Consider the following 25,410-nt stretch of genomic DNA (forward strand, 5'->3'; position numbering starts at 1 on the left):
AAACCCCTCGGCCCGTCCTACTCCAAGCCGACCGCAAGGTCGGCTTTTTCTTTGCGACAGCTTTTGCTTTGCAACAGACGGGTCGACCGCAAGTCGGCTTTCCATGCCAAAAGACCGGCGACGGAACTTCGCGCCTCGCCAATCAACCAAGCGGTCCGGACAAAGCGAGGCTACCGCCGAGCAGCGTCGCCAGATCGCCCGCGGGCGCATCGGCACCGGCGCGCAGCCGGATCGCGAAATCAGCCATCGGAACCGGCGGCAAGCCAAGTTCGCGGGGCGCTTCGACAATGCCGGAATGGGCAAAGCGCGGGGTTCGCAAGGTCAGCGCAACACCGGCATTTACCGCAGTGCGCAGCCCGGCCAGGCTGGCGCTGCCGGCAGCGATGCGATAGCGGCGGCCGGCCGCGTCGAGGGCGGCGAGCGCCGCCTCGCGAAATCCGCAATAGGGGTCGAGCAGCGCCAGCGGCAATTCTTCCTGCCGCGAGGCCAGGCCCTTGTTCGAACACAGCCATATCATCGGCTCGCGCAGCACGCCGACCTCGTCCGGCACGGCAGCCTGGCGCATGACGATCGCCAGATCGAGGCTGCCAGCTTGTAACGCCTGCCCCAGTTCGGCGGAGCGGCCGACACGCAATTCGATCCTGACGCGGGGATGGCTGGAGGCGAAGGCACGCAGCAGGTCCGGCAGGCCGCTATCGGCGAAATCCTGCGTCGTGCCGATGGCGACGCGCCCGGCAGCGCGTGCGCCCTTCAGCGCCAGCCAGGCCTCGCGATGCACAGCAAGAATACGCCTGGCGTGCCCGACAAGATCCTCGCCTGCCGGCGTCAGGCCGCGCCGCCTGCCCTGCGGCGCCAGAACCGGCTCACCAACGATCTCTTCCAAGCGCTGCATCTGCGCCGTCACCGCCGAGGGTGAGCGGCCGACATTGGCCGCCGCCTGCGCCAGCGAACCGCTGTCGACGAAAGCAAGGAAGGTTCTGAGCAGGTCGGGATCAAGCGTTTCCATAATTCGATATTATCGAATCGTCATTTGAAAACAATTCAGTTTTTTCGATCAAAAGATGATGGCATGGTCTTCAACGGCGCCCACGCCGCTAAAAACCAAGGAGAGAAGAATGCCCATCATCAATGTCAGCGTCACCGGCAAGCCCGACGCCACCCTGTCGGCCAGCATCGCCAGGGAAATAACCGAGATCACCGCCACGCATCTGCGCAAGGATCCGACGATCACCGCAGTTGCCGTGTCCTATCTCGATCCGCAGCACTGGTTCGCCGGCGGCAAGTCGCTCGCCGAGCACGGCACCAACACATTCTGGCTCGACATCAAGGTGGTCGACGGCACCAACACAAAGCTCGAACTGGAGGCCTATCTCAAGGCGATCTTCGATGCCCTTGGCCGCCTGCTAGGCGGCGTGCACCAGGAGAGCTATGCTTTCGTCCATGAGGTTCCGGCAGCGGCCTATGGCTACGGCGGCAAGACGCAGGAGTTCCGTTTCATCAGCGGGCGGCTGAACGCGGCGTGAGGGCGCCCCTTCCGCATTGACCTTGCCTCGACTTCCGCTAGGCTCTGCCCCCGAAGCGGCCGCACAAGAGCCGCAATGACAAAATCGTTGGGAGAGACGCGGCATGATCCTGACACTGGCGCTGCTTGCGGGTCTGGTTGTGGCCTGGTTGCTGATCGGCGTGGTGGAAAAATTCCGCCTCGGCCTGCGCTTCACCCAAGCGCTGCTCTACGCACCGTTCAAGCTCGCCTACCGGATCAGCGACAATCGCATTAAGATCGCTCGCAAGGCGCAGGTGCCGGTCATCTATGTCATCTCGCACCAGTCGCGCTTCGAGCCGGCGCTGATGCTGTCGCTGCTGCCCGACGACACGCTGCATATACTCGACGAGGTCTCGGCGCGTTCGCCTTGGCTCGAACCGTGGCGCGAACTCGGCCGCACCATTGCCTTCAACGCCGAACATGTCTTCGTCAGCCGCCGGCTGGTGCGCGTGCTGAAGGGCAAGGGCCGGCTGGCCGTCTATCTGCCGGACGCGGTCGAGCCCGACGTCAAGACGTTTCGGCTGTTCCGCGCCGTCACCCGCATCGCCATGCAGGCCGACGCCCGCATCGTGCCGATCTTCGTCGCCGGCGCCCGCAACCTGCCGGTGTCGCTGACGTCGGCGGACAAGGCACCGCGTCACTGGTTTCCACGGCTGTCGATCAGTGTCCTGGAGCCGATGACGATCGCCGAACTGGTGGCGCGCAATCCGGACCAGGCTTCCAACACCAATGCGCTGTTCGACCGCGTCGCGGAGGCCCGGCTTTTTGGCACCGACCTCGACCGCGGCCTGTTCCTTGCCATGCGCGACGCCGCAACCAGGATCGGCGCTTCGCATCCGATCATCGAGGACGTCATTTCCGGGGCGCTGAGCTACCGCAAGATGTTCATCGGCGCGCGGGTGCTGGGCAGGCGCTTCGAGGCGGTGACGGCGCCGGGCGAAGCTGTGGGGGTAATGCTGCCCAACGCCAACGGCGTCGTGCTGTCGCTCGTCGGCCTGCTCTCGGCGGGCCGTGTGGCGGCGATGATCAACTACACGGCCGGGCCGGCAAGCGTCACCGCGGCTGTCCGCACCGCCGTCATCCGCACCGTTGTCTCTTCGCGTGCCTTCGTCGAGAAGGCCGATCTCGCCGATATCGTCGCCGCGGTCGAGAAGGGCGGCGCCAGGCTGCTGTGGCTGGAAGATGTACGCGAAAGCGTCACCACGCTGGACAAGCTTGCAGCCGCCTTGCTGTGGCGCCTGCCGCTGCAGCGACAGGACGCGGCAAAGCCCGGCGTGATCCTGTTCACCTCGGGCTCCGAAGGCACGCCGAAGGCCGTTGTTCTGTCGCAAAAGAATCTCCTCGCCAATGCCATGCAGGCCGAGGCGCGGATCACCATTTCGCCGGCGGACATCCTGCTCAACGTGTTGCCGGTGTTCCATTCGTTCGGCCTGACGGGCGGCACCATCCTGCCACTGGTCACCGGGGTAAAGCTGTTCCTCTATCCCTCGCCTCTCCACTACAAGCTCATCCCCGAGATCGCGCGCAAGGTGAAACCGACCATCATGTTCGGCACCGACACGTTCCTCGCCAACTATGCGCGCACCGCCAAGGACGGGGATTTCTCCAGTCTGCGCTTCGTCGTCGCCGGCGCCGAGGCGGTGAAGCCGGATACCCGCCGCGTTTATCGCGAACGCTTCCAGGCCGAGATCATCGAGGGCTTCGGACTGACCGAGGCGGCGCCCGTGGTTGCCGTCAACACCGCGATCCACGGCCGCGACGGCACGGTCGGCCGGCTTCTGCCGGCCATTCGCATGAAACTGGAGCCAGTCGAAGGCATCAACGATGCCGGCCAGTTGTGGCTCGACGGGCCGAACATGATGATGGGCTACATGACCGCGGACCGCCCCGGCGAGCTCCAGCCGCTGACCGGCTGGCACGACACGGGCGATATCGTCGCCGTCGACCGCGAAGGCTTCATCAGCATTCGCGGCCGCGCCAAGCGCTTCGCCAAGATCGCTGGCGAGATGGTGTCGCTGGGTGCGGTCGAGATGCTGGTGCAGTCGCTTTGGCCGGAAGAACGCCATGCGGCGGTGGCGGTGCCGGACAAGAGGCGGGGCGAGCGCATCGTGCTGGTCACCACCGCCGACGATGCCAGCGCCGAGGAGTTGCGTCAGTTCGGCAAAAAGGCCGGAGCGGCCGAACTGATGGTGCCTAACGACATCGTCAAGGTCGAGGAGATCCCGGTGCTCGGTTCCGGCAAGACCGACTATGTGTCGACGAGAAAGCTGGCGATCGACCGGCTCGGGCTTGGCGTGGCGGCCTGAGTCGGATCAAGGACTTCGGCCGACTTTCTAACCTATGTCCGAAGGCGGCACTTTCTCGCCTTCCAGCTTGGCCCGCTTGGAGTAGGCGCGCACGCTGAATGGGAGAAAGATCAGGTAGCCCGCGACCGATGCCGTCAGCGTGTACCAGGGATAGGTCATCAGCAAGAGAATGTAGAGGACGACGGCGAGGATGACCGGCAGCACCCTGTCGCCGGGGATCTTGATGCTCTTGCCTGAATAGACTGGCAAGCGGCTGACCAGCAGGAAGGCCACCAGGATGGTGAAGCCGGTGGCGACGAAGGCGGCCGGCCGGCTGGGCTCCACCCCAAGCCGCAGGAAATAGAGATAGAGCGGCAGCATCACCAGAACGGCGCCTGCCGGCGCCGGCACACCGACGAAATATTCGGTCTGCCATATCGGGCGGTCGGCCTTCTCGTCGTCGAGCACGTTGAAACGCGCCAGCCGCAGCCCGCAAGCGATCGCAAACAGCAGTGCCGCGATCCAGCCTGGCGAGCCGGCGCGGTCGAGCAGGAAGGCATAGAGCACCAGTGCCGGCGCAACGCCGAAATTGACGATGTCGGCCAGGGAATCCATCTGCGCGCCGAATTTGGAGGTCGCCTTCAGCATCCGCGCCAGGCGGCCGTCAATGCCGTCGAGAAAAGCGGCCAGCAGCACCATCACCACCGCCGGCTCGAAACGCCCCTCGAAGCCGAAGCGGATGCCGGACAGGCCGGCGCAGATGGCAAGCACGGTGACCAGATTGGGCAGCACCATGCGCATGGGGATCTCGCGGATGCGCGGACCGCCGCTGGCATGGGCCTCGAATTTTTTATATTGCGTGCCCACCGTCAGGAAATCCGCACGAGGGGCGTGCCGGCGACACCGCCGAATTCGGCGAGCACGGTTTCGCCGCCGACCGCCGTCTGGCCAACGGCGACGCGCGGCGTGGCGGTCAAGGGCAGGAACACGTCGACGCGCGAGCCGAAGCGGATTAGGCCGAAACGCTCGCCGGTGCCGATCGAAGCGCCGGCCTCGGTCCAGCAGACAATGCGGCGCGCCACCAGGCCGGCGATCTGGACTGCCGCCACCGTGCCGTTGGGGCTCTCGATGACGAGGCCGTTGCGCTCGTTTTCCGTGCTCGCCTTGTCCAGCTCGGCATTGAGGAATTTTCCCGGCCGGTGTTCGATTCTGGCGATGCGGCCGCGCACCGGAGAGCGGTTCACGTGACAGGAAAAGACGTTCATGAACACGGAGATGCGGGTCATCTCGACATTGCCGAGGCCAAGCTCGCGCGGTGGCACGGCCGGCCCGACCGCCGAGACGATGCCATCGGCGGGGCTTACCACCAGGCGATCGTCAACAGGCGTGACGCGCTCGGGGTCACGGAAGAAATAGACGCACCAGGCGGTCAGGATCAGGCCGATCCAGAACAGGATCGAGGAGAAATAGCCGAGGAACAGCGTCGCCGCGCCAAACGCCGCGATGAAGGGATAGCCTTCGCGATGGATCGGTACGAACGCGTTCTTGACCGTGTCGACAAGGCTCATGGGCTGGGGGCGGTCCCTGTTTCAGGTCCGGCCTCAATAGCCGAAACACCCCCTGCCCGCAACGCGACAATCGCCGGCGCGGATGAACGGGCAAGGGCGGGCCTGTGACCGCGGATAGCCGGGCGCTCCGTGTGTCGTGAAATGGATACCGGGTCGCATGCCTGTCGTGCCGTCAAAAGCCATCCCTTGACTGCGCCAAGGCAGCCAGAATGGCCGAAAAACCTATCTGCGCCGACGCCGCCCTTGCGCAGACCGGCACCTGTGGCGTCAACGTCACACCGATGCGGCGTTCTTCCTGCGCGAAAATACAGCGGTCCGCTGTCGGGAGACTCTCATCTCGCCCGTCCTTGGTGGGAAGCGCTTCATCGCAAGGGCCGATGACGCGCGCAACGGAGGCTCCTGATCATGCGAATATCGTCCGGCGACAAACCGTACATCGTCATGGAAGGTCTCGCCTTCGGGGAATCGCCACGCTGGCATGACGGACGCCTGTGGGTCTGCAATTGGGGCACCGGCGAGATCATCGCCGTCGATGCCGGCGGCAGCCGCAAGATCATGCTCACGATTCCGGCTGTCCTGCCCTACTCAATCGACTGGCTGCCGGATGGTCGTCTGCTGGTTGTCTCAGGCCGCGAGGGCCTGCTGTTGCGGCAGGAAGCCGATGGCTCGCTCGTCATCCACGCCGACCTGCGCGGCCTGTCGAAAAGCCCGTGGAATGAGATCGTCGTCGACGGGCGCGGCAACATCTACGTCAATGGCGGCGGGCCGGCGCCGGCGGCCGGCCAGCATTTCGGTCCCGGCACCATCGTGCTGGTCACACCGGATGGCGCGGTCAGGCAAGTGGCGGACACTATCGCCTTTGCGAACGGCATGGCGGTGACCCCGGACAACAAGACGCTGATCATTGCCGAATCCCATGCCAACCGGCTGAGCGCGTTTGACATTGCCGCCGACGGTTCCTTGTCCAACAGACGCACCTGGGCCGATCTCGACGGATATCCCGACGGCATCTGCCTCGATGCGGACGGGGCGGTCTGGTATGCCGACGTTCCCAACAAGCATTGCGTGCGGGTGCGCGAAGGCGGTGACGTCTTGCAGACCGTCACCGCCGATCGCGGCTGCTTTGCCTGCATGCTGGGCGCTGCGGACCGGAAAACGCTGTTCATCACCGCCGCCGAGTGGCGCGGCTTCGAGCATATGACAAGCGAGGCCCGCACCGGCCAGGTGCTCGGCATTGAAGCGCCGGCACCGAGTGTGGGGTGGCCTGGCTAGAGTCCCGGCACGCGCTGATAATTGGCGATATCAGCTCGCACTCCGAGCCGGGCGATCGTCTCCTGCGGGTTGAAGGCTATGCGCTCGTGCGCAGCCTTGACGATCGGTACCACATTGTCGACGGCAGCCTGGCTTTCCCATTCGACGATGGTGACGAGGTTGAATTCGCCCGGTCCGGAGAATTGCTCGAGCAGAAAGTCCTGGACGAAGCCTTGCTGCAGACGCAGCAACTCATGCGTCATCTTCACCTTTGCGAGGATTTCATCGCGGGCATTGGCGGGCACCACGAACTTGTCGACCCTGAACACGCTGCCGCCGTTAACATCCTGATCCGTAAAGCTCATATCCATTTGATTCCGTCCTCGACGATGCTGTTTTGCGGCTCTCGGGCGACGGTCTACAATCTCAACCTAAGTTGAGGTCAAGAGCTTTTTTGAGCTACGACATCTCCGATGTGCGCCGGCGTACGACGACACCCAGTTCGTCGCTTTCGCGGGCAATGCGCAGCCGCTCCTCGGCTTCGGTCGCCTCGCGCTGGCGGTCCCACATCGAGGCATAGAGGCCGTGCTTTCGCATCAGCTCGACATGAGTGCCGCGCTCGGCGATCTGGCCGTCCTTCAGCACGATGATCTCGTCGGCGGCAATCACCGTCGACAGGCGGTGGGCGATGACGATGGTGGTGCGGCCCTTGCTGACGAGGTCGAGCGCGGCCTGGATCTCCTGTTCTGTATGACTGTCCAGTGCGGAGGTCGCTTCGTCGAGCATCAGGATCGGCGGTGCCTTCAGGATGGTGCGGGCGATCGCCACGCGCTGCTTCTCGCCGCCGGAAAGTTTCAGCCCGCGCTCGCCAACCATCGACTTATAGCCGTCAGGCAGCTTCTCGATGAACGGCCCGATCTGGGCGAGTTCGGCGGCCTTGCGCACCTCCTCCTCGTCGGCGCCGACACGGCCGTAGCGGATGTTGTAGGCGATGGTGTCGTTGAACAGCACCGTGTCCTGCGGCACCATGCCGAGCACCGCGCGCAGGCTGTCCTGTGTGACATCCCTCACGTCCTGGCCGTCGATCAGAACCTGGCCACCCTGCACGTCGTAGAAGCGGAACAGCAACCGCGAGATGGTCGACTTGCCCGCGCCCGACGGCCCGACAATGGCAACGGTCTTGCCGGCCGGCACCTCGAAGGAGACGCCCTTCAGGATCTTGCGGTTCGGATCATAGGAAAAGTGGACGTCGCGGAACTCGACCTTGCCGGCGCTGACGGCCAACGGCTTGGCGTTGGGCTTGTCGACGATCTCCTGCGGCACGTCGAGGAGGTCGAACATGTGCTCGATGTCGGTGAGGCCCTGGCGGATTTCGCGATAGATGAAGCCGATAAAGTTGAGAGGCACGGAGAGCTGTACCAGCATGGCATTGATGAAAACGAAATCGCCGACGCTCTGGGTGCCGGCCTGCACCTCCAGCGCCGACATGCACATGACGACGACCGTGCCGACGCCGAAGATGAAGCCCTGGCCGAAGTTTAGCCAGCCGAGCGAGGTCCATGTCTTGGTTGCGGCGATCTCGTAACGCGCCATCGAGCGGTCGAAGCGCTCGGCCTCCATGCGCTCATTGGTGAAATACTTGACCGTCTCGAAGTTAAGCAGCGAGTCGATCGCCTTGGTGTTGGCGTCGGTGTCGCTGTCGTTCATGTCGCGGCGGATCGAGATGCGCCAGTCGCTGGCCTTTACCGTGAACCAGACGTAGAGGCAGACGGTGACCGCCACCACGGCCACATATTTCCAGCCATAGGTGAAACCGAATATGCCGGCGGTCAGCGCGAATTCGAGGATCGTCGGCGCGGTGTTGAGCATGATGAAGCGCACGATCGTCTCGATGCCCTTGGTGCCGCGCTCGATGATGCGCGACAGGCCGCCGGTGCGGCGCTCCAGGTGGAAGCGCAGCGACAGCTGATGCATGTGCACGAAGGTGCGGAAGGCAAGCTGGCGAACCGCATGCTGGCCGACCCGGGCAAACAGCGCATCGCGCAGCTGGTTGAAGCCGAGCTGGACGAGCCTCAGCACATTGTAGGCAATGACCAGCATCACCGGGGCAAGCATGAACGATGGCAGCGGCGGTGGCGTTTTGAAGCCGCCCGCCAGCGCATCGGTCGCCCATTTGAAGAAATAGGGACCGGCGACCAGCGTCACCTTGGCGACGACCAGCAGCAGCGTCGCCCAGGTCACCCGCGCCCTGAGATCGGCGCGGTCGGCCGGCCACATATAGGGCCAGAGATTGCGCAGTGTCGTGAGTGTCGAGGTGTCGGCGGAGACGGTTTTTTCGGCCACTTTTCTTGCCTTTTGGGTGAGAGGGTCAGCGGCCGGAGCAGCAGGAATTGATGAGCGCGCCCAGCGATGCCGATACGTCGGCAAGTGCCGCGCGATCGACCGCATAGCGCGATCGCTGACGGTCGGGCTCAAACCGGACGAGGCCCGCCTCGACCAATATTTTCAGATGCTGGGAGATCGTCGACTGGGCCAGAGCGAAACGGTCGACGACCTCACGGCAGCAGCAGGAATTGCTGGCCGACAGATGCCTCAGTATCTCGATCCGCGCCGGATGCGAAAGTGCTGCGAACCGCGCCGCGACAGCGCGGCTGTCCGGCATGCAGCCAGGCAGTGCCGAGGCGGCATGGTCTGGTAAGGGAACGCATTCTGTCATCGTTCATCGGCGATAGACGATGAACGATGACAGGGCAAGCTAGGCCGATGGGTAGATCGCCGGAATTGCCGGTCTATCCCTATTCCGTCTTCATCGGTGCGGTCGTCGCCTGCTCGCCCATTGCCTTGAGGTCGGCGGCTTCGCCTTCCTTCGACTTTTCCGGAACCTTGAACACCTGCCCCGGCCAGATGCGGTTCGGATTCCTGATCTGGTCCTGGTTGGCGAGGTATATGGTGGAGTAGCGCACGCCGTGACCATAGACGCGCCGTGAGATCCGCCACAGTGTGTCGTTGCGCCGAATGATGACCGCGCTGTCGGCATGTTCGAGCTTGGGCGACACGATTTCGGGCACGTCGCTTGGCGGCGTGGCTGCTGCGACGTTAGCCGGAGCCTCGGTGGCTGGCGCGGCGGGAGCCGGCGCGGTCTCGCCCGGAGCAGCGGCGGCAACAGCGGGCGCCGCGGGCTTGGCCTCGGCGGGCTTGGTCTCGGTGGGCTTGGTCTCGGCGGGGGCAACGGCGGCGACCGCCTCGCCCGGTTCGCGCTCGAAGGGCACCGCGGCGCGGGCCACCACCTTCACGCCATCGGCATCGAGGCCGTCGACATGGATGGTATAGCTGCCGACCGGAATATCGCGCGTCGCCTCGACCAGGAAATGGCCGTCCGACGAGGTCTGCGCGTCGCCGAGCAGGATGTCGTTGGCGTAGGCGCGCACCTTGCGGCCCGGATCGGCGAGGCCGGCGACAAAGATCTTGTTGCCGTCGATCTCGACTGCCTCGACCACGATCTTTGGTTCGGCCACGGCTGCCGCGGGCGCGGCCGGTGCCGCCGGAGTGGGTTTTGCTTCAACCACGGCTGGCGTGGCCGTCGCCGGCGCGGCGGGCGCTTCAGCAGCAGGAGCGGCAGCCTGGTCGCCGGTTGCCGGCGCCGGCTTTGACTCAGATGCCGGAACGGTCAGCAGTTCGGCCGGCTTGCCCGGCTCCTCGACCATGGCCAGCACCTGGCCAGCTGCATTCGCGGGCACCGAGACGACTGCGGTCTGCGCCGAGGCGGTCACGACCGCGCCAACCGTCGAACGCAGGGCGATCGTATAGTCGCCGGGCTTCAGCGGGTCTTCGAGCACGATGACAAAGGCGCCATCGGGACCAGCAACCGTGGAGCCGATCACCGTCGCGCCGTTGAGAATTTCGACCTTCGAGTTGGGCGCCGCGTTGCCGGCAACGACGATCGAGCCGTTGCTCTCGACCCGTACGACATCGAAAGTCGGCGCGATCGGATCCCCCGTCGCGGGCGCCGCAGGCGCCGCAGCGTCGGTTGCAGGTGCTGCCGGGGCCGTCGCCTGAGGTGCCGCGCCCGACGCGGCCGGCATCGCCGGAGCCGGCAGGCGCCCTTCCGTGCCAGGATCGGCCGGCTTCGGCGCCGCGGGCGGCGTCAACGCCGCGACTTCCGCCGGCGGTGTGCGATGAAGATACGGGTCGAGTGCGCCCGACACATAGGCGGTTCCCGCGGCCGCGACGGTCCCACCCGCCGCGAACAAGAACGCCTTCAATGGATTGATTGCCATGTATTTCCCTGCCCCTTAGCCACCTAACGCCGGTCTAGCGTGTTTTGCCATGACCGACAAGAAAAAGCCCGGCCTTCTCAACCCTAGGGCTTGACCGCGCTTTCAGACCCAATCACCAATCATCGGCATGAACACGATTCGATCCGTTTGCGTCTATTGCGGCTCATCTCCGGGCCGCGATGAAATCTATGTCAAGGCCGGCCACCTGCTTGGACGCTCAATTGCAAAGGCAGGCCTGCGGCTGGTCTATGGCGGCGGCACCAAAGGCATTATGGGCGCCGTCGCCGAAGGCGCGCTCAAGGCCGGCGGCAAGGTGACGGGCATCATTCCGCGCTTCCTGATCAACAAGGAAGCAACCGAAACCGCGCTTGACCGGCTCGACGAGTTGTCGATCACCGACAACATGCACGAGCGCAAACACAAGATGTTCGAGAAATCCGACGCCTTTGTGGCGCTGCCTGGTGGCATCGGCACAGTCGAGGAGATCGTCGAGATCATGACCTGGGCGCAGCTTGGCCATCACCGCAAACCGATCGTCTTCGGCAACGTCAACGGATTCTGGGATCCGATGACGGCGTTGCTTGATCACATGGCGGCGGAAGGCTTCATTCATACCGCGCAGCGTGTGAAGCCGCTGGTCGTCAACGACCCCGAGGCCATCGTCGCCGCCATCATGGTCGCCGGCTCCTCGGTCGACGCACCGACCGAGGGCGTCCAGTCGGTGATCGACAAGATGTAAGGTTACGGGAGTAGAGCAGTAGGTTTGCAGTGTCGGAGCGTACACTTCCCCCTACTGCCTGCTCCCTACTCCCTCCGAGCAGCTTGCCCCAGGTCGGCGACATTCCCGGCAGCGGCATGATGTTCGAAGTCGGCAGCGATGCCGATGTGCGCGGCCATCTCGCAACCTTGCCACTGGTCAAGGCTGGCATGATGGACATTGCCGCGATCGTGCCACTCAATCCCTATCGGGGATTTGGGCCGAAGCGCTGAGGCCGACGGCCGCGACAATCGAGGTCGTCAGCAGGACCGCCAGGCCGACAAGCGCCTTGCATCTCATCAAGCCACGCGGCACGCTGGCGCTGCCGCTTGCCAAGGGCCGAACGAGCCTTCGACTGACGGGCGATAAATCGCAATCGATGAAGGTGCAAATTGCATTCGACCGACTATCTCGGCCAACTGTTCGGCCTCGAAGGCAAGCATGCCTTCATAACCGGCGCCAGCCGTGGCCTGGGCCTCGCCTTCGCGGAGGCGCTTGCGAGCGCCGGCGCGCGCGTCACGATCGGCGGCCGCAAGGCCGACGATCTCAAAGCGGCCGCGGACAAGTTGCGCACCGCGGGCCATTCGATCACGGAAGCGGTGATCGACGTAACCGACACCCAGTCGGTCGACCAGGCAATCGCGGCGGCGGAAACCGGCACCGCACCGATAGACATCCTGGTCAACAATGCCGGCATCCAGCGACGGGCGCCGTTGGAGACCTTCAGCGACGCCGACTGGGACGCGCTGATGGCCACCAACCTGGACGGCGTGTTCAAGGTGAGCCGGGCCGTCGTAAAGGGCATGATCGCGCGCCAAAGGGGGTCGATCATCAATGTCTCCTCAGTGCAGAGCGTGCTCGCCCGCCCCTCGATCGCGCCCTACGCGGCGAGCAAGGGCGCCATCACCATGCTGACCAAGTCGATGGCCGGCGAATGGGGCCAGCACGGCGTGCGTATCAACGCCATCGCGCCGGGCTATTTCAAGACCGAGCTCAACGCCGCGCTGGTCGCCGACGAGACATTCTCCGCCTGGCTGACCGGCCGCACGCCGATGCGGCGCTGGGGCGAAGTGAGGGAACTCGCGGGCGCTGCCGTGTTCCTGGCGTCCGACGCCGCCAGTTTCGTGAACGGACAGACGCTGCTGGTGGATGGCGGGATCACCAGCGTCCTGTAAGGGGGCACGCCGTCACGGAACAGTCACACTAAATCGGGGATGCCGTGCTAGAAATCGCGCTTGGCCGCCCCCGCGACCCCGACCGCATCAGAGACCGGCGAAGCCGCCATGAACATCGCCATCCCCTCCGAGGGCACTGACCTGTCGCCTTACCTGCCCGATGAGCACGGTCTGTTCTTCATCTACCACTTTACCACCGAGGGGGTGCGGACCAGGGATACCGCCGCAGCGCATTGGACATGGCGCAGCTACCAGCTTTCCGACATGCGCGCCCGCCACGAGATCGGCGCCGATCAGGCCTTGCCGGCACCGGTGCGCGAAGCCTTCCTGACCGCCAGTCATGGCTGCCACATCGACCTCGAGGATGACTGGCTCTATGGCGATCTGCCGGACCTGCGCCATGATTATTCGGCGGAAGCCGGCGGGCTTGGTCATTTCCGCTTCGCCCTCAACGACACGATGCTGGTCGGCGCCCGCAAGCAGCCGCTGCAATCGGTCGACAACATCCGCAAGGCGATCGAGAACGGATCGCGCAAGTTCCGGTCTCCGGCCGAGCTGATCGAGGCTGTCGTCGGCCAGTCGTTCGACGGGATGGCGACGGAACTCGCGGCACTCAGCGACAGTCTCGACGGCATTGAGGACCGCATCGTCTGCGACGCATGGCACAATGAGCGGCAGGCGCTGGTCGATGCACGCCGGCATCTGGTGGTCATCCACCGGCAGATGGCGACGCTGACCAACCTGTTTCGCCATCTCGACCATTCGCACCGCAACGACCTGCCGGATTCGATCAACGACATGGCGGCGCGGCTTTCGCACCGCGCACAGACACTGCACTATGACGGCGAGCAGTTGCAGGCGCGCACGCGGCTGCTACAGGACGAGCTGATGGCCAAGCTGACGACGCAGTCGAACCGGCTGCTTTACGTGCTCTCGGTGATGACGGCGGTGCTGTTGCCGATGACCATCATCTCAGGCCTGTTCGGCATGAATGTCGGCGGTTTGCCGCTGGTCAACACCCCGTTGGGTTTTTGGGTAATCACGGGCGCGTCGCTGCTGATCGCGGGCGTGACCTATCTTTTTGTCAGGCGGCTCGGGCAGATGTAGCCCGGCGCGCCGTCGCCAGCATGGACCAGGAATAGACCGCAAGGGCCGCCCAGATCAGGGCAAAGGCGATGGCCTGCGTGGTGCCGAACGGCTCGTCGAAGATCAGCACGGCAATCAGAAACACCATGGTCGGCGCTATGTACTGCATGATGCCGATGGTCGAGAGGCGCAGCAGCTTGGCGCCAAAGGCGAACAGCAGCAGCGGCACGGCCGTCACCGGCCCGCAGCCGATGAGCAGCGCGGTGTCGGTGCCATTGCTGGAGACGAAATGGTCCTGTCCGGTGGCGATAAGGAAGACGATGTAGCCCAGCGCCGGCACCGACAGCAAAAGCACTTCGAGCAGGAAGCCCTGGCTGGGACCGATCGGCAGCGTCTTGCGGAAGAAGCCGTAGGCGGCGAAGGAAAACGCCAATGCCAGCGACACCCAGGGCAGTTTGCCGCCGTCGATTGTCAGCACGGCGACGGCGACCGCCGCAAGCACCACCGCCGCGATCTGCAACCGGTCGAGCCGCTCGCCGAGCAGCAGTGCGCCGACCACGACGTTCACCAGTGGGTTGATGTAATAGCCCAATGCCGTCTCGACGGTGCGGTCGACCGCGATCGCCCAGACATAGATGCCCCAGTTGACCGAGATCAGCGCCGCCGTCAGCCCCGCCATGGCGATGGTGCGAGACGAGCGGATCGCCACCTTGAAGTCGGCCGTGCGGCCGGCCCAGACCAGGACCGCCGCGGCAATCGGCACCGACCAGACGATGCGGTGTGCAATCACCTCGGCAAGCGGCAGATGCGCCACCGCCTTCATGTAGAAGGGCAGCAACCCCCACAAGAGATAGGCACCCAGCGCCAGCAAGAAGCCGCGGCGGGCTTTCGATTCTGCATCGGGGGTAATTGCTTCAGCGGCCATGGCCCAACGCTATGGCCCAGTAATCTTGGCAAGACCATCGCAAAGTTCTGATGGATCAATGGACTTTCGCTGATGGTTCAAACTTACTCCGCCGCCACCAGCCCCGCCATCTCGCGATTCTTCATCAGCTTGTAGACGATCGAATCCATTAACGCCTGAAACGAGGCGTCGATGATGTTTTCCGAGACCCCGACCGTCCACCAGCGCGCACCGGTACCGTCATGCGATTCGATGAGCACGCGGGTGATGGCCTCGGTGCCGCCATTGAGGATACGCACCTTGAAGTCGGCAAGCTCGAGATCCGCGATCTCGTTCTGGTATCTGCCGAGATCCTTGCGCAGCGCAATGTCGAGCGCGTTGACGGGGCCATGGCCCTCGGCCACCGACATCTTCTCCTCGCCCTCGACCAGCACCTTGACCACTGCTTCCGACACCGTCTTCAACTGGCCATTGGCATCGAAGCGGCGTTCAATCATGCAGCGGAACGAGGTGACGTGGAAGAATTCGGGCAGGCCATGCAGCATCTTGCGCGCCAGGAGTTCGAAGGAGGCGTCGGCGCCCTCATAGGCGTAGCCCGAGGCCTCACGCTCCTTGACCACCGATATCAGGGCGTCGAGCCGATGGTCGTCCTTCGGCACATCGATGCCGCGCCGCTTCAACTCTGCGAGGAAATTGGCCTTGCCGCCCTGGTCGGAGACCATGACGCGGCGGCGGTTGCCCACGGCTTGCGGCTCCACATGCTCATAGGTCGCCGACTCCTTGGCCAGCGCCGAAGCGTGGATACCCGCCTTGGTGGCAAAGGCGGAGGAGCCGACATAGGGCGCCTGCGCTTCCGGAGCGCGGTTCAACAATTCGTCGAAGGCGCGCGACAGGCGCGAAATGCCGGTAAGCGCTTCGGCTGAGATTCCCGTCTCGAAGCGGTCGGCGAAAGCCGGCTTCAGCGCCAGTGTCGGCAGGATCGAGATCAGATTGGCGTTGCCGCAACGTTCGCCGATGCCATTCAGCGTGCCCTGGATCTGGCGCACGCCGGCCTCGACGGCGGCAAGGGAATTGGCCACCGCCTGGCCGGTGTCGTCATGGGCATGGATGCCGAGATGCTCTCCCGGAATGCCCGCGGCGATAACCTTCTCGACGATTGCCCGCACTTCCGAGGGCTGCGTGCCGCCATTCGTGTCGCAAAGCACCACCCAGCGCGCACCGGCGTCGTAGGCCGTTTTCGCACAAGCGAGCGCATAGTCCGGATTGGCCTTGAAGCCGTCGAAGAAATGCTCGCAATCGACCATCGCTTCCTTGTCCGAAGCGACCGATGCCTCGACGGACACTTTTATGGAGTCGAGGTTCTCCTCGTTGGTGCAACCGAGCGCCACGCGAACATGGTAGTCCCAGCTCTTGGCGACGAAGCAGATGGCGTCCGATTTCGATTGGACAAGCGCCGCCAGCCCCGGATCGTTAGAGGCTGAGACCCCGGCCCGCTTGGTCATTCCGAACGCAACGAATTTTGCGCGTGCCGTGCGCTTCTGCTGGAAGAATGCAGTGTCGGTCGGATTGGCGCCGGGATAACCACCTTCGACATAGTCGAAGCCGAACTCGTCGAGCAGTTTGGCAATCGCGATCTTGTCCTCGACCGAAAAGTCGATGCCCGGCGTCTGCTGGCCGTCGCGGAGCGTGGTGTCGAAGAGATAGAGGCGCGCGCGGCTCATCGTCATTTGCCCGCAAACTTGTCCGTCGCGCGGATCAGCCGGTCGAGGATGCCGGGCTCCGAATAGGCATGACCGGCGCCTTCGATCAGATGAAAGTCCGCCTTCGGCCAGGCCTTGTGCAGCGCCCAGGCGTAGCGCGCCGGGCACGGCATGTCGTAGCGGCCGTGGACGATGGTGCCGGGGATGTCCTTGAGCTTCCCGGCATCGCGCAGCAACTGTCCCTCCTCGAGCCAGCCGGCATGGACGAAATAGTGGTTTTCGATGCGGGCGAAGGCGACGGCATAGTCGTCCTCGCCAAACGGACCGCTGGTTTCGGGTTCAGGAAGCAGCGTGATCGTCTCGCCTTCCCACAGGCTCCAGGCGCGGGCGGCCTCGATCTGCACCTTTCGGTCGGACCCGACCAGCCGCTTGCGGTAGGCTGCCATCATGTCGCCGCGCTCGGCCTGCGGGATCGGCGCCAGGAAACGCTCCCATTTGTCGGGGAACATCTCCGAGACGCCGAATTGATAGTACCATTCGAGCTCGGCGCGGGTCAGCGTGTAGATGCCGCGCACCACCAGTTCGCTGACGCGATCAGGGTGTGTCTCGGCATAGGCGAGCGCCAGCGTCGAGCCCCAGGAACCGCCGAACACCAGCCAATTGTCGAAGCCGGCCATTTCGCGCAGTCGCTCGATGTCGGCAACGAGATGCCATGTCGTGTTGGCCTCCAGCGAGGCGTTCGGCGTCGATTTTCCGCAGCCGCGCTGATCGAACAGGATGACGTCGTAGAGCTTGGGGTCGAACAGCCGCCGGTGTTTTGACGAAATGGTGCCGCCCGGTCCACCGTGCAGGAACACGGCCGGCTTGGCGCCCTTGGTGCCCGACCGCTCCCAATAGACCATATGGCCGTCGCCGACATCGAGCATCCCCGAGTCGAACGGTTCGATTTCCGGGTAGAGGGTGCGCAAGCTCATATTTTCAGGCCCTGTTGCGGCCAGTTGGCCGTTTCGTAATCGGGGTGTTGGAAGGAGATGATCTGCTCCTGCCGGGCGTAATAATCGGGATCCTGGTGGACAGGCTGGTCGAAGATCGTCTCGACCCAAGGCAGCCGTGCCGCATAGTTGACCTGGATCCGCGGCGCGAGATCCGAGCGGTCGTCGAAGGCGCCGATGGCGATCTCGAGCCCGCCGGGCTGCCGGTAGGTCAGCGGCGTGCCGCAACGGGCGCAGAAGCCGCGATCGATGTTGACCGAAGACTGGAAATAACTTGGTTCTTCATGGGTCCATTCGACGCCATCCTTGGGTACCGTCACCAGCGCGCCGAAGAAGGAGCCGAACTGTTTCTGGCACATGCGGCAATGGCAGATGGACGCACGTCCCAGCGCCCCCTTAATGCGGAAGCGCACGGCGCCGCATTGGCAGCCGCCGGTTCGGACAGTTTCGGTCATGGTCTTTCCTCCGGCGGCCATTGGTCGGTGTCGTGGTCGGGATGCTGATAGGAGACGAGCTCGGCGAGATAAGGAGCCGAGCCGATATCCGCCATCGTGTCCTCGCCCGACAATCGCGGAATGGAATCCACATAGGGCAGTTTTGCTTCCGTGCCCCACTGGATGGTCGGCGCGATACCAGCCGGATCGTCGAAGGCGGCGATCGCCAGAGCCATGCCGTCGGGCGCCTCGAAGGTCAGCGGCGTGCCGCATTCGGCGCAGAAACCGCGCCATGCTGCATTGGAGGAACGGAACCGCTTGGGTTCGCCGCGCGTCCAGTCGACCTTGGCGCCGCGCACCGAGACCAGCGGCAGGTAGAAATTGCCGCTGGCCTTCTGGCACATGCGGCAGTGGCAGACCGAGGCGTCGCCGAGCGCGCCTTCGACGCGGAAGCGCACCGCACCGCACTGGCAGCCGCCTGTGTAGACTGGCCGGTTGTCGAGGCTCATCGGTTTTCACTCCGGATCATGGCAGACCGACTCGACATTGTTGCCGTCGGGATCGAGGACGAAGGCGCCGTAATAGTTGGGGTGATAGTGCGGACGCAGGCCCGGTCCGCCATTGTCCTTGCCGCCGGCTGCAAGGGCGGCGGCGTGGAAGGCGTCGACCTCGGCGCGGCTGCGCGCGGTGAAGGCGACGTGCTGATGATCTCGGGGCTTTTCCCTGGCCGCGCTCAACCAGAACACCGGCCGGTCGCGGCCATAGCCGCCGACCTTGGCGCCACCAGTGTATTCCTGCGGCACCATATAAAGCAGCGAGCCACCCAGCGGCGCCATCGCCTTGTCGTAGAAAGCCTTGGAGGCATCGAAATCGGAAACGGTGATGCCGAGATGGTCGATCATGAAACGAGCTCCTCCGTTGCTGGCTCCGGCACTTCGGCGCCGGCCAGACCGGCCGCGATAACGATGTGCTGGCAGACATTGTCGATATCGCGGATCACGTCGACATTCCAGAAGCGCAGGATGGTCCAGCCGCTGGCGCTCAGATAAGCGCTTCTTGCCTGATCGCGTTTTGAATGTTCCGCGTCGGCATGCTGGCTGCCGTCAACTTCGACTATCAAGCGATGAGCCGAGCAAGCAAAGTCTACGATATAAGGCCCAATCAGCACCTGCCGCCGAAAGCTCATTCCCATCAGCCGGTGAGCACGAAACTCATTCCAAAGCTTCAGCTCGGCATCGGTCATGACGCGCCGCATGGATTTTGCGTTCTTGCGTTGACGGGACGGAACGAGATCGTGCCCCATCAAACACCCCTTCGCCAGCAATTAGCGAAATCGGCGACGAGAGCTGATCTCCCCCCTTGCGGGGGAGATGCCCGGCAGGGCAGAGGGGGGTGCTGTCCCCCCGATCTATCAGCTTGCGACCACTGCCTTCTCAATAAATGTTTGCGGCGAGGGTGAACAAACGGAAACGCCGGTGTTCCGTCACACCCCCCTCTGTCCTGCCGGACATCTCCCCCGCAAGGGGGGAGATCGGCTGTCACCGGCGCCCCCGCCAAAACCGCAAAGGCGCCTGGCGCCACCCTCACCGCTTCACCTCCCACGTCGTCACGCGCTCGCCGGTGACCGGGTCCTTGCCATCCTTCAACTGCACGCCCTTGGCCAGAAGTTCATCGCGGATGCGGTCGGCCTCGGCCCAGTTCTTGGCGGCGATGAACTGCAGGCGCCTGGCGATGGTTTCCGCAATCGCGGCCTCGTCGACCTTGGCCGCGCCGACGTCGAAACCGAGGAACGCGAGCGAGGTTTTCAAGGAAGCCGCGGCGCCATTCTCGCCAGCGCCGCTGAAGTCGGTTGCCTCACCGGCAAGCTGGGTCAGTTGCTGGAAGGCCGCGTAGGTCGCAAGATCATCCGACAGCGCCTCCACGACTTCCGCCGGCACCTGGCTTCCCGCAGCCGGCGCCAGGTCCGACGCGCGTTTCCATTTGCGTAGCGTGTTCTCCGCCTCCTCAAGCTTGCGCACGGAAAAGTCGATCGGCTCGCGGTAGTGCGTCATCAGCATCGCCAGCCGCAGCACCTCGCCAGGCCATCTGCGGCCGCCGAAGGTCTCGGTCTCGAGCAATTCGTGGATCGAATAGAAATTGCCGAGGCTCTTCGACATTTTCTGGCCCTCGACCTGCAGGAAACCATTGTGCATCCACACATTGGCCATGACATCGGTGCCGTGGGCGCAGCGCGACTGGGCGATCTCGTTCTCATGATGCGGGAAGATCAGATCGAGGCCGCCGCCATGGATGTCGAAGACCTCGCCGAGATAGGCGGCCGACATGGCAGAGCATTCGATATGCCAGCCGGGCCGGCCCCTGCCCCATGGACTTTGCCAGCCGGGCTCTTCCGGCGATGACAGTTTCCACAGCACAAAATCGCCGGGGTTCTTCTTGTGGGCCTCGACGGCGATGCGGGCACCGGCCTGCTGCTCGTCGAGATTGCGCTTCGACAATTGACCATAGTCCGGCATCGAGGCCGTATCGAACAGAACTTCGCCTGCCGCGACATAGGCATGGCCGCGTTCGATCAGGCTTTTAATCAAGGTGATCATATCAGCCTTGCCGTCGGCGCGGGGTTCGACGAATTCGGTGGCGCGCGGTTCGACCGTCGGCTCCAGGCAGCCAAGCGTGGCGACATCCCTGTGGAACTGGTCGGCCGTTTTTTCGGTCACCCGTCGGATCGCTTCGTTGAGCGAAAGGGTTCCCGAAGCGATCTCGCCGCCGAAATCGCGCAGCGCCCTCGCGTTGATCTTGTCGTCGACGTCGGTGATGTTGCGCACATAGGTCACGTGCGTCTCGCCGTAGAGGTGGCGCAATAAGCGGAACAGCACGTCGAACACGATCACCGGCCTGGCGTTGCCGATATGGGCGAAATCGTAAACGGTCGGGCCGCAGACATACATGCGCACGTCAAGCGGATCGATCGGCACGAAGCCCTCTTTCGTGCGCGTCAGCGTGTTGTAGAGGCGCAGGCCCTTTGATGCGTCAGACATTCCATGCTTCCCGTTCAGAACTTCTTGTCTGGATGGAGCCAGCCCAGCGCCAAGGCGCAAATCAGGTTCCAGCCTGCTGGCCGGGGCGTTTGTCCAATCTGGGGAAGATGAGGCGAAAACGTCCGGACCAGCGCGAGGCTAGCCAATAATGCAAATGCCACAAATGGCGAAAGACGTTTTCATCGGCGGCTTTATCGCCCTGACCAGTGTTGCCGTCAAGTCGCGGATTCCGGGAAAAAGGTAGCGAGGGCTGGCAAACGCATCGCCCGGTCATGCGGAATCAGTCAGTGAAACATTTTATTAAACATGTCGGCACAGTCATGAAACATTCGCCGGCTAGATCACCACGCGTCACGATTTGGTCGGAATCAACCAGCAAACGCAGACACGGAAATGTTACCAGGGAAGAGAAACATGCCTCGAAGCAAGCAGGAAGCCAACCGCGCCAAGCAACCGGCGCTGGCCAACCACTATCGCGCAATCGGCCCGGCCGCCATCGTCGCCGCCCTTCTTCACACCGCCAAGAAGAAGAAGCCGGCGCAGAAGATCGTGTCGCCTCGCGCCGCCTGAGATGACGCGGCTGGCACAATCGCCGGCGATGAGGGCGAGAACAGGCGTCCTGAACATAGACTTCGACCGGCTTCGCTAGAACAGCGTCATCTGACTGTCGTCCGCGCCAGGTTTCTGGCGCCTGACCTTCTCGGGTTCCGGCCCGATTTCGCCCCTCTCTTGAATCTCCGGTCCAGTGTTGGCAACCTTGTTGACGAGGTCGGAGACAGGGATCGCCTCGAAGAAATCCGGCTGCGCCGGCCGCAGCAAATCGACGACATCGCGCGGTTCGAGCGTGCGGCAATCCAGCCAACGGGCAAAGTCAGAAATATCGACCACCACCGGCATGCGGTCATGGATATGGGCGATATCGGCGTTGGCGTTGACGGTCAGGATAGCGCCGGTGTCCATCTCCGAGCCACCGGGCTCGGCATAGGTTTCGATCAGACCTGCAAAGGCGATCAACCCGCCATGCCTGGGCCGGATCCAATAGGGTTGCCCCTTCTTGCCTCCGGTCTGCCGCCATTCGTAGAAACCGGATGCCGGCACCAGCGCGCGGCGATGGCGCATGGCGGCCTTGAACGAGGCCTTCTCGATCGCACCTTCGGAGCGCGCGTTGAACAGCAGCGGAAACTCCCTGGTGTCCTTCACCCAAGCTGGGATCAGGCCCCAGCGCACCAGCATCGGCTGCCGGTCCGGCAGATTGGAGCCTGGGGCTCGCGGCACGCCAGCGGTCACCATCAGGACCGGCTGTGTCGGTGCGATGTTGTAGCGGGCCGGGAAATCCTCCAGCTCCGCAAGGCCCAGCAAGGCAGCGGTCTGGTCCGGCGTGGCGGTCAAGGCAAAACGTCCGCACATGATCGATTGTGTCTTTCGAATAGTTCGGTGTTGAAAGTGGCGATCGAACCGGCGTTGCGCAACCGCTAAAGCTTGCCCATGCTGCCGGTCCACAAAAGAGCTGTCTCAAATGAGTTGATCAGGGATCGATGAACACAGCACGCAAGGTACTTCCGGCCGTCTCGGTAGCCGTCGTGCGCGGCGACACCGTACTCTTGGTCAAGCGGGCGCGTTCGCCCTCGCAAGGGCTCTACGCCTTTCCTGGCGGTAAGGTCGAAGCCGGCGAGACGCTGGAGGACGCGGCACGGCGTGAACTGATGGAAGAGACCGGCTTGCGCGCCGCCGGCTTTCGCCCGCTTCGGGAAATCCACATCGACGGCAGGTTAGACAGCCATCCGATCGATTATCTCCTCACGGTCTTCGGCGCCACCTATGCCGGTGGCGAGGCCGAGGCCAGCGACGACGCCGAGACAGCCGCCTTCTATACACTCAAGGAGATGACCCTGCTGCCGCTCGCCGGCTCGGTGTTCGCGGTCGCCGAGGAACTCCTCGGTCCCGTTCAAGCCCGCTGACGCAGCACTGAAAAACCGCCTTGCAGGCGACAAATTGTTTCGTCACAAGGCTTATGTTGTCTCGCCAGCCACGACGTCTCAGGCCATCAGGCAGACCACAAGGCCTAAGCCGTCAGGCAGAGAAGGTTTATGAACCGTCCGTCAGTGCTCCTTGCCATTTGCCTTGCCGTCAGCGCGGTCGTCCCGGCGCGGCCTGCCTTCAGTGCCGAGTCGCCGTTCGAGCCGGGGCTGATGCGATTGGCGGAAGTTCTTGGGTCGCTGCATTTCCTGCGCAATCTGTGCGGGGAGAAGGGCGACCAGTGGCGTGGCGAGATGGAAAAACTGCTCGATTCGGAAAACCCGGACCCAGAGCGCCGCGCCCGCTTCATCGCCAGCTTCAATCGCGGCTACCGTTCCTTCGGTGGCACTTACACCCAGTGCACCGCTTCGGCCACTGAAGCCATCAGCCGTTACATGAAAGAAGGCGAGACGCTGTCGCGCGATATCGCCTCGCGGTATGGCAACTGAGCATTCATCAACAGATATCAGGCCCGCCGCCAGGGATCTCGATATATCCGGCTTGTGGCCGCCCACATTCTGGTGCAATTCTGATGTTGCACTTCTGCAACAGCGTTAATCAAACGTTATCACGCGAAGGCGCAATTAACTCAAACTGAAGGTTTTCGCCCCGCAGGCCAGCCTAATCGGCTAAGTTTGATCCGGGTTGAAACGCAGCTTCGCCAAACACACTTGGCCCCTGTAAATGACGATCAAAAAAATGTCGTATTTACAGATACTTACTTGAAGCTGCCTATGAATGGAACAGATCAAGCCTGATCCACACTGATGGGTTGCCGCTTGGAAGGGTGGACATCGCTTATGGAACATGCTGCCAACGACATCGACGCGCTGGTCAGGGAAGAGAAGCGCCTGACGGCGGTTGAGAGCCACAGCGAAGCCTGGGCGGAAGGCCTCTCGGCCGGCATTGAGCCAGAAATCATCGCCGAGGCGGCCCTTGAGACGGCATTCGGTGAAATGTTGCGCGCCAACGGCGAAACCTCGGCCCTTGCCCTGCTCGACCGCATGCGCGAGAAGGTGATCGCAGGCGCCTTCGAACCTGAGCGGCTGCGGCACTGAACCGATATCAGGTTCTCTGACGATCGAATGCCGTTCGGGTGTCATGCCCGGAAGTAGGGAGATACGGGCAGTGAATTTTCCGATGTCAGGCAAGCCGAAGGGCGTGGGCCTCTACATCCGTCTCGCTGCTTGCTGTGCCGCGGTTGCCTTCACGACTTGCCTGGCCAGCAGTCCGGCTCAAGCGCTGAGCGAGATCAAACGCGAAGAGCTCCCCGCGCCAGCCACACCGTCGGAGGACGATGTTTCGCCGCCCGGAAGCGCGATTCCCATGCCTGACCCGGTGGGAACGCCGCCTTCGACAAGCCAGCCGGCCGCTCCCGACGCCGCTGAGCCGGACAGCCCATCGGATGGCGGCAGCAACAGGCCGCGTGTCGATCCCGAGGCACCTCTGCCGGAAGTCGTCTATGATCTCGGCAAGCTGCCCGAGCCCGTGCGGCGCATGCATGACTTAATCATCGAGGCCTGCAAGAGCGGCGACATCGAGAAGCTCAGGCCTTTGATCGGCAAGGGCGACAGCATGACCCAGCTGTCGCTGGCCGACATCGACGGCGACGCCATCACCTTCCTCAAGGGGCTGTCCGGCGACCCTGACGGCCAGGAGATCCTGGCCATTCTGGAGGAGGTGCTTTCCGCAGGCTACGTCCATGTCGATGCAGGCACGCCACAGGACCTCTATGTCTGGCCGTATTTCTTCGCGCTGCCGCTGGACAAGCTCGACGCCAAGCAACGGGTCGAGCTGTTCAAGATCGTCACCGCCGGCGATTTCGACGACATGAAGCAGTTCGGAGCCTACATCTTCTATCGCGTCGGCATCACGCCAGCCGGGCAATGGACCTTCTTCGTCGCCGGCGACTGAAGGCCCCCCTGGTTGCGCCAGGATGCGAACAGCATCGTGGACGATGTTGCTATTTGAGCGGGCCGGCAGGTTTTGCACTGACGTCGGCATCCGGCCAAATGCGAATGCTTTCGTTTCGAAGAACCGAAATAGCACCGCTAGCGCACTCGACGTGTCCGGTTTGATGTTGCAGATACGAGGCGAAAAACACCACGGGAGGACAATTCAGCCGGCAGTCAGAAGGATACCGTGACCGAATTCCCTGGCGAGTTCTGGATAAGCAATTTCTCGCGCGTCGTAAGCCGTGTCTGATCGACAAAGCGCCAATTGCGCTCGTACAACGCAAATGCTTCGTTGGCCGGAATCAGTCGCGCGACATCGCGATTCCACAGGAGCGCTTGCAGCTCTGGAAACTCGACGGGGTCAATCATAGGCGCGACATGTGTCCGCATGATGCCTTGAACATAATGCGGAACGCTTAAAAATCAAAGACG

28 protein-coding genes and 1 pseudogene are annotated in these 25,410 nt (G+C 63.5%); 12 read left to right on the forward strand and 17 right to left on the reverse strand.

Annotated features, from left to right (window positions below):
• Positions 1-142: 142 nt before the first annotated feature.
• Complete coding sequence (locus tag LB516_RS05420; RefSeq protein ID WP_140718274.1) at positions 143-1,006, reverse strand: LysR substrate-binding domain-containing protein; 864 nt, start codon at positions 1,004-1,006, stop codon at positions 143-145.
• 109 nt (positions 1,007-1,115) lie between these two features.
• On the opposite strand from LB516_RS05420, the gene LB516_RS05425 reads away from it, so the two are divergent.
• Both LB516_RS05425 and LB516_RS05430 read left to right on the forward strand, forming a co-directional pair.
• Complete coding sequence (locus LB516_RS05425) at positions 1,116-1,523, forward strand: tautomerase family protein (RefSeq protein WP_015318530.1); 408 nt, start codon at positions 1,116-1,118, stop codon at positions 1,521-1,523.
• Between the two features lie 103 nt (positions 1,524-1,626).
• The gene (locus LB516_RS05430) at positions 1,627-3,849 is read left to right on the forward strand and encodes an AMP-binding protein (protein WP_224719079.1); all 2,223 of its coding nucleotides are present in this window, start codon (positions 1,627-1,629) and stop codon (positions 3,847-3,849) included.
• Between the two features lie 27 nt (positions 3,850-3,876).
• Here the strand turns inward: LB516_RS05430 and LB516_RS05435 are convergent, their stop codons facing one another.
• Complete coding sequence (locus LB516_RS05435; protein WP_015318532.1) at positions 3,877-4,695, reverse strand: CDP-alcohol phosphatidyltransferase family protein; 819 nt, start codon at positions 4,693-4,695, stop codon at positions 3,877-3,879.
• Positions 4,696-4,697: 2 nt separating this feature from the next.
• Positions 4,698-5,396 carry a phosphatidylserine decarboxylase gene (locus LB516_RS05440; RefSeq protein ID WP_015318533.1) on the reverse strand — a complete coding sequence of 233 codons (699 nt, stop codon included), beginning with the start codon at positions 5,394-5,396 and terminating at the stop codon, positions 4,698-4,700.
• 405 nt (positions 5,397-5,801) lie between these two features.
• Here LB516_RS05440 and LB516_RS05445 point away from each other — a divergent pair, with 405 nt between their 5' ends.
• Positions 5,802-6,668: an SMP-30/gluconolactonase/LRE family protein gene (locus LB516_RS05445; RefSeq protein ID WP_224719080.1), complete on the forward strand. Its 867-nt coding sequence runs from the start codon at positions 5,802-5,804 to the stop codon at positions 6,666-6,668.
• Here the strand turns inward: LB516_RS05445 and LB516_RS05450 are convergent.
• The 4 genes from LB516_RS05450 to LB516_RS05465 all read right to left on the reverse strand — a co-directional run bounded on the left by LB516_RS05450 (position 6,665) and on the right by LB516_RS05465 (position 10,924).
• On the reverse strand, positions 6,665-7,012 hold the full coding sequence (locus tag LB516_RS05450) for an antibiotic biosynthesis monooxygenase (protein WP_140618448.1): 348 nt from the start codon (positions 7,010-7,012) through the stop codon (positions 6,665-6,667). The two genes, LB516_RS05445 and LB516_RS05450, sit on opposite strands and share 4 nt — an antisense overlap.
• 94 nt (positions 7,013-7,106) lie before the next feature.
• A complete protein-coding gene (locus LB516_RS05455; RefSeq protein WP_140618450.1) occupies positions 7,107-8,990 on the reverse strand; it encodes an ABCB family ABC transporter ATP-binding protein/permease in 1,884 nt (627 codons plus the stop codon).
• A gap of 25 nt (positions 8,991-9,015) precedes the next feature.
• Positions 9,016-9,363: an ArsR/SmtB family transcription factor gene (locus LB516_RS05460; RefSeq protein WP_015318537.1), complete on the reverse strand. Its 348-nt coding sequence runs from the start codon at positions 9,361-9,363 to the stop codon at positions 9,016-9,018.
• A gap of 79 nt (positions 9,364-9,442) precedes the next feature.
• Positions 9,443-10,924 carry a LysM peptidoglycan-binding domain-containing protein gene (locus LB516_RS05465; RefSeq protein ID WP_224719081.1) on the reverse strand — a complete coding sequence of 494 codons (1,482 nt, stop codon included), beginning with the start codon at positions 10,922-10,924 and terminating at the stop codon, positions 9,443-9,445.
• 127 nt (positions 10,925-11,051) lie between these two features.
• Between LB516_RS05465 and LB516_RS05470 the strand changes: the two genes are divergently transcribed.
• The 4 genes from LB516_RS05470 to LB516_RS05485 all read left to right on the forward strand — a co-directional run bounded on the left by LB516_RS05470 (position 11,052) and on the right by LB516_RS05485 (position 13,963).
• Entirely contained in the window at positions 11,052-11,663 is a 612-nt protein-coding gene (locus LB516_RS05470; RefSeq protein WP_015318539.1) for a TIGR00730 family Rossman fold protein, read from the forward strand.
• A gap of 83 nt (positions 11,664-11,746) precedes the next feature.
• A complete protein-coding gene (locus LB516_RS05475; protein WP_181166407.1) occupies positions 11,747-11,914 on the forward strand; it encodes a hypothetical protein in 168 nt (55 codons plus the stop codon).
• A 159-nt stretch (positions 11,915-12,073) separates the two neighbouring features.
• Positions 12,074-12,856 carry a glucose 1-dehydrogenase gene (locus LB516_RS05480; RefSeq protein WP_015318541.1) on the forward strand — a complete coding sequence of 261 codons (783 nt, stop codon included), beginning with the start codon at positions 12,074-12,076 and terminating at the stop codon, positions 12,854-12,856.
• Between the two features lie 108 nt (positions 12,857-12,964).
• Complete coding sequence (locus LB516_RS05485; RefSeq protein ID WP_140718330.1) at positions 12,965-13,963, forward strand: transporter; 999 nt, start codon at positions 12,965-12,967, stop codon at positions 13,961-13,963.
• On the opposite strand, the gene rarD is transcribed toward LB516_RS05485, so the two are convergent.
• The 8 genes from rarD to cysS form a co-directional block, all read right to left on the reverse strand.
• Positions 13,941-14,867, reverse strand: a complete 927-nt coding sequence (gene rarD / locus LB516_RS05490) for an EamA family transporter RarD (RefSeq protein ID WP_140726416.1) — start codon at positions 14,865-14,867, stop codon at positions 13,941-13,943. The genes LB516_RS05485 and rarD overlap by 23 nt on opposite strands.
• 83 nt (positions 14,868-14,950) lie before the next feature.
• A complete protein-coding gene (cimA, locus tag LB516_RS05495) occupies positions 14,951-16,573 on the reverse strand; it encodes a citramalate synthase (protein ID WP_224719082.1) in 1,623 nt (540 codons plus the stop codon).
• Entirely contained in the window at positions 16,570-17,520 is a 951-nt protein-coding gene (pip, locus tag LB516_RS05500; protein ID WP_140823752.1) for a prolyl aminopeptidase, read from the reverse strand. The genes cimA and pip overlap by 4 nt, the downstream gene beginning before the upstream one ends.
• Positions 17,517-17,993, reverse strand: coding sequence for a GFA family protein (locus LB516_RS05505; RefSeq protein WP_015318546.1), 477 nt, complete (start codon positions 17,991-17,993; stop codon positions 17,517-17,519). The genes pip and LB516_RS05505 overlap by 4 nt, the downstream gene beginning before the upstream one ends.
• On the reverse strand, positions 17,990-18,481 hold the full coding sequence (locus LB516_RS05510) for a GFA family protein (RefSeq protein WP_140663056.1): 492 nt from the start codon (positions 18,479-18,481) through the stop codon (positions 17,990-17,992). Before LB516_RS05510 ends, LB516_RS05505 begins: the two co-directional genes overlap by 4 nt.
• A gap of 6 nt (positions 18,482-18,487) precedes the next feature.
• Positions 18,488-18,874: a VOC family protein gene (locus LB516_RS05515; protein ID WP_224719083.1), complete on the reverse strand. Its 387-nt coding sequence runs from the start codon at positions 18,872-18,874 to the stop codon at positions 18,488-18,490.
• Positions 18,871-19,275, reverse strand: a complete 405-nt coding sequence (locus LB516_RS05520; protein ID WP_224719084.1) for an endonuclease domain-containing protein — start codon at positions 19,273-19,275, stop codon at positions 18,871-18,873. The genes LB516_RS05515 and LB516_RS05520 overlap by 4 nt, the downstream gene beginning before the upstream one ends.
• A 280-nt stretch (positions 19,276-19,555) precedes the next feature.
• Complete coding sequence (gene cysS / locus LB516_RS05525; RefSeq protein ID WP_224719085.1) at positions 19,556-21,007, reverse strand: cysteine--tRNA ligase; 1,452 nt, start codon at positions 21,005-21,007, stop codon at positions 19,556-19,558.
• A 414-nt stretch (positions 21,008-21,421) separates the two neighbouring features.
• Here cysS and LB516_RS05530 point away from each other — a divergent pair, with 414 nt between their 5' ends.
• Complete coding sequence (locus LB516_RS05530; protein ID WP_015318552.1) at positions 21,422-21,577, forward strand: hypothetical protein; 156 nt, start codon at positions 21,422-21,424, stop codon at positions 21,575-21,577.
• Positions 21,578-21,652: 75 nt separating this feature from the next.
• On the opposite strand, the gene LB516_RS05535 is transcribed toward LB516_RS05530, so the two are convergent.
• Positions 21,653-22,414, reverse strand: a complete 762-nt coding sequence (locus LB516_RS05535; RefSeq protein WP_140663063.1) for an SOS response-associated peptidase — start codon at positions 22,412-22,414, stop codon at positions 21,653-21,655.
• A gap of 128 nt (positions 22,415-22,542) precedes the next feature.
• On the opposite strand from LB516_RS05535, the gene LB516_RS05540 reads away from it, so the two are divergent.
• From LB516_RS05540 to LB516_RS05555, 4 genes are all read left to right on the forward strand, one after another.
• A complete protein-coding gene (locus LB516_RS05540) occupies positions 22,543-22,965 on the forward strand; it encodes an NUDIX hydrolase (protein WP_015318554.1) in 423 nt (140 codons plus the stop codon).
• A gap of 129 nt (positions 22,966-23,094) precedes the next feature.
• Complete coding sequence (locus tag LB516_RS05545; protein WP_140718306.1) at positions 23,095-23,472, forward strand: TIGR02301 family protein; 378 nt, start codon at positions 23,095-23,097, stop codon at positions 23,470-23,472.
• A gap of 351 nt (positions 23,473-23,823) precedes the next feature.
• Positions 23,824-24,081, forward strand: a complete 258-nt coding sequence (locus LB516_RS05550; protein WP_015318556.1) for a hypothetical protein — start codon at positions 23,824-23,826, stop codon at positions 24,079-24,081.
• Positions 24,082-24,151: 70 nt separating this feature from the next.
• Positions 24,152-24,937, forward strand: coding sequence for an alanine and proline-rich secreted protein Apa (locus LB516_RS05555; protein WP_224719086.1), 786 nt, complete (start codon positions 24,152-24,154; stop codon positions 24,935-24,937).
• A 204-nt stretch (positions 24,938-25,141) separates the two neighbouring features.
• On the opposite strand, the pseudogene LB516_RS05560 reads toward LB516_RS05555, so the two are convergent.
• Positions 25,142-25,347 (reverse strand): annotated as a pseudogene (locus LB516_RS05560) (hypothetical protein).
• Positions 25,348-25,410: the final 63 nt, after the last annotated feature.

The organism is Mesorhizobium sp. CO1-1-7 (assembly GCF_020164885.1).
Taxonomy (GTDB): Bacteria; Pseudomonadota; Alphaproteobacteria; order Rhizobiales; family Rhizobiaceae; genus Mesorhizobium; species Mesorhizobium australicum.

Bases quoted from the DNA above. Each gene is read 5' to 3' on its own strand.
- LB516_RS05520 (WP_224719084.1), bottom strand. From the start codon at position 19,275: ATGGGGCACGATCTCGTTCCGTCCCGTCAACGCAAGAACGCAAAATCC.
- LB516_RS05515 (WP_224719083.1), bottom strand. From the start codon at position 18,874: ATGATCGACCATCTCGGCATCACCGTTTCCGATTTCGATGCCTCCAAG.
- LB516_RS05550 (WP_015318556.1), top strand. From the start codon at position 23,824: ATGGAACATGCTGCCAACGACATCGACGCGCTGGTCAGGGAAGAGAAG.
- LB516_RS05460 (WP_015318537.1), bottom strand. From the start codon at position 9,363: ATGACAGAATGCGTTCCCTTACCAGACCATGCCGCCTCGGCACTGCCT.
- LB516_RS05545 (WP_140718306.1), top strand. From the start codon at position 23,095: ATGAACCGTCCGTCAGTGCTCCTTGCCATTTGCCTTGCCGTCAGCGCG.
- LB516_RS05510 (WP_140663056.1), bottom strand. From the start codon at position 18,481: ATGAGCCTCGACAACCGGCCAGTCTACACAGGCGGCTGCCAGTGCGGT.
- LB516_RS05505 (WP_015318546.1), bottom strand. From the start codon at position 17,993: ATGACCGAAACTGTCCGAACCGGCGGCTGCCAATGCGGCGCCGTGCGC.
- LB516_RS05465 (WP_224719081.1), bottom strand. From the start codon at position 10,924: ATGGCAATCAATCCATTGAAGGCGTTCTTGTTCGCGGCGGGTGGGACC.
- LB516_RS05445 (WP_224719080.1), top strand. From the start codon at position 5,802: ATGCGAATATCGTCCGGCGACAAACCGTACATCGTCATGGAAGGTCTC.
- pip (WP_140823752.1), bottom strand. From the start codon at position 17,520: ATGAGCTTGCGCACCCTCTACCCGGAAATCGAACCGTTCGACTCGGGG.
- LB516_RS05430 (WP_224719079.1), top strand. From the start codon at position 1,627: ATGATCCTGACACTGGCGCTGCTTGCGGGTCTGGTTGTGGCCTGGTTG.
- LB516_RS05535 (WP_140663063.1), bottom strand. From the start codon at position 22,414: ATGTGCGGACGTTTTGCCTTGACCGCCACGCCGGACCAGACCGCTGCC.
- LB516_RS05485 (WP_140718330.1), top strand. From the start codon at position 12,965: ATGAACATCGCCATCCCCTCCGAGGGCACTGACCTGTCGCCTTACCTG.
- LB516_RS05450 (WP_140618448.1), bottom strand. From the start codon at position 7,012: ATGAGCTTTACGGATCAGGATGTTAACGGCGGCAGCGTGTTCAGGGTC.
- LB516_RS05530 (WP_015318552.1), top strand. From the start codon at position 21,422: ATGCCTCGAAGCAAGCAGGAAGCCAACCGCGCCAAGCAACCGGCGCTG.
- LB516_RS05425 (WP_015318530.1), top strand. From the start codon at position 1,116: ATGCCCATCATCAATGTCAGCGTCACCGGCAAGCCCGACGCCACCCTG.
- cimA (WP_224719082.1), bottom strand. From the start codon at position 16,573: ATGACGATGAGCCGCGCGCGCCTCTATCTCTTCGACACCACGCTCCGC.
- LB516_RS05440 (WP_015318533.1), bottom strand. From the start codon at position 5,396: ATGAGCCTTGTCGACACGGTCAAGAACGCGTTCGTACCGATCCATCGC.
- LB516_RS05470 (WP_015318539.1), top strand. From the start codon at position 11,052: ATGAACACGATTCGATCCGTTTGCGTCTATTGCGGCTCATCTCCGGGC.
- LB516_RS05540 (WP_015318554.1), top strand. From the start codon at position 22,543: ATGAACACAGCACGCAAGGTACTTCCGGCCGTCTCGGTAGCCGTCGTG.
- LB516_RS05420 (WP_140718274.1), bottom strand. From the start codon at position 1,006: ATGGAAACGCTTGATCCCGACCTGCTCAGAACCTTCCTTGCTTTCGTC.
- cysS (WP_224719085.1), bottom strand. From the start codon at position 21,007: ATGTCTGACGCATCAAAGGGCCTGCGCCTCTACAACACGCTGACGCGC.
- rarD (WP_140726416.1), bottom strand. From the start codon at position 14,867: ATGGCCGCTGAAGCAATTACCCCCGATGCAGAATCGAAAGCCCGCCGC.